The organism is Metabacillus niabensis, assembly GCF_902829255.1.
GTDB lineage: Bacteria > Bacillota > Bacilli > Bacillales > Bacillaceae > Metabacillus > Metabacillus niabensis.
In genome coordinates, this window is sequence record NZ_CADEPK010000391.1 from 1 (window position 1) to 2,018 (window position 2,018).

At 36.4% G+C, this 2,018-nt stretch carries 2 protein-coding genes; one reads left to right on the forward strand and one right to left on the reverse strand.

The window, feature by feature from the left end:
- A partial coding sequence (locus HU235_RS22315) for an acyl-CoA dehydrogenase family protein (protein WP_174881636.1) occupies window positions 1-1,142 on the reverse strand: 1,142 nt, incomplete at its 3' end.
- A 187-nt stretch (window positions 1,143-1,329) separates the two neighbouring features.
- Between HU235_RS22315 and HU235_RS22320 the strand changes: the two genes are divergently transcribed.
- Window positions 1,330-2,018 (forward strand): aminopeptidase (locus HU235_RS22320; RefSeq protein WP_174881637.1); only part of this gene is annotated, 689 nt, incomplete at its 3' end.

Consider the following 2,018-nt stretch of genomic DNA (forward strand, 5'->3'; position numbering starts at 1 on the left):
GCTAATAGTTTGTATGTAATATCATCTGAAGGTGGATTATGTAAACCTGCACGTACATCTCGATAATGTCTTTGCAACGCACTTGATGTGAAAAGGCTTTGACCGCCAACAACTCTCATAGCTATATCGACAACTTCTACAGCCATGTTTGTCACACTTGTTTTGACGATTGCTAAATCATAGGCTAAAGATGCACGTTCCTCTTTTGATTCATCCCATTTTCTAGCAATTTGATACATAAATGAACGTGCTGTTGTTAATTTTAGATCAATATCAGCAATTTTCCTACGCACTTCAGGTACATGCATAATTGGATGTGGAAGACTTGTTGGTTGATATGTTTTCGCAAATTTAACTGCTTCATTTCTTGCCGCAATTGCAATTCCGCTATAGCAAGCTGGTATATGCAATAACCAACCTTGTGCAGTTGGACGTTCTTTTTTTTCCTTACGTTCGACTAAAGCATCAAAAGGCACTTTTACTTGATCTAAGAGTAAGTCATCACTTCTTGTCCCTCTCATCCCTAACGTATCCCATGTTTCCTCAATTGTTAACCCATTTGATGTTCTAGGGATGAGAAAATCACCAATTTCACCTGTTTCTTCTATCGTTGCAGGAACAATAAAATAATCTAATGCTGGGGCAAGGGATGTAAAAATCTTTTTCCCTGTAATAATCCAACCATTTTCACCCTTTTTAGCAATTGTTTCAGGCTTTCCTCCCCGAGCAGGACTCCCTGAGTTTGGCTCAGTTGCAGCACTATTAATTAATTTATTCCCGGAAATAACTTCGTGACAAATTCTCTCATACGTACTTGATTCCCACTTTTTTGTTTCATTTAAATTCATTAATAGCCCTAAATGCCACCCTAATGACAAAGCAGTTGCAGCATCACCTTGGGCAATTTTTTCTTGAACTAGTAAAAAATCATATAGTGATGCTCCATCCCCACCGAGATTTTTAGGGATTGTTAGCTTTAAATATCCCTCTTCCTTAAGACGGGAAAAATTCTCAAAAGGAAATAATCCCTCTCTGTCATAATGGTCAGCACGTAATGCAAATTCATCTGAAAGCTTCGTAGTTTTTTCTAATAATTGTTTTTGTTTTGCTGTTAAAATAAATTGATCGTCTAAATAATTCAATATCTTCACCTCGATATGTCTATTTTAATCACTTTTTAACTCAGCTCAAAGTAATTAAGCTTTATTTGCTATTTCTTTTCCTAAAAATGATTATTTTGATAAAATAAATCTAACAGTTAAGAAATAATTAGAGATTTTCCAAAACTGTATGTAGTTAAGCATATCTTATTATTTGGAGGTAATCGTATTGTCAACATTTCAACAAAACCTAGAAAAGTACGCTGAACTAGCTGTTCGCGTAGGAGTTAATATCCAACATAATCAAAATTTAACGATCAATGCTTCAACAGAGGTAGCAGAATTTGTTCGAATCGTTGTTAGAAAAGCTTATGAGGCAGGTGCCCGCAATGTTTATGTTGAATGGCATGATGACATTGTGTCAAGAACTCGCTTTGAGCTTGCATCTGAAGAAGCATTAAGCGAATACCCTGAATGGAAAGCGAAAGGTCTTGAAACATTAGCTGAAAATGACGGTGCGTTTATGTCCATTATATCATCTGATCCAGACCTTTTAAGTGGAATTGATCCGAAACGTATTGCTGCTGCTGCTAAAGCATCAGGGATTGCTCTTACAAAATACCGAAATTATTTGCAAGCAGATAAAGCAAGCTGGACAGTAATTGCCGCTGCTTCCAAAGACTGGGCTGCAAAGGTCTTTCCTAATGAAGCTGAAGACAAACAAGTCGAAAAACTGTGGGAAGCAATCTTCAGAACAACACGTACTGATCAACCTGATCCAGTAAAAGCCTGGAAAGAGCATGATCAAAATCTACATAATAAAGTTGATTATTTAAATAGTAAAAAATACAAAAAGCTTCATTACAAAGCACCTGGGACCGATTTAACAATTGAGCTTCATGATACACATACTTGGGT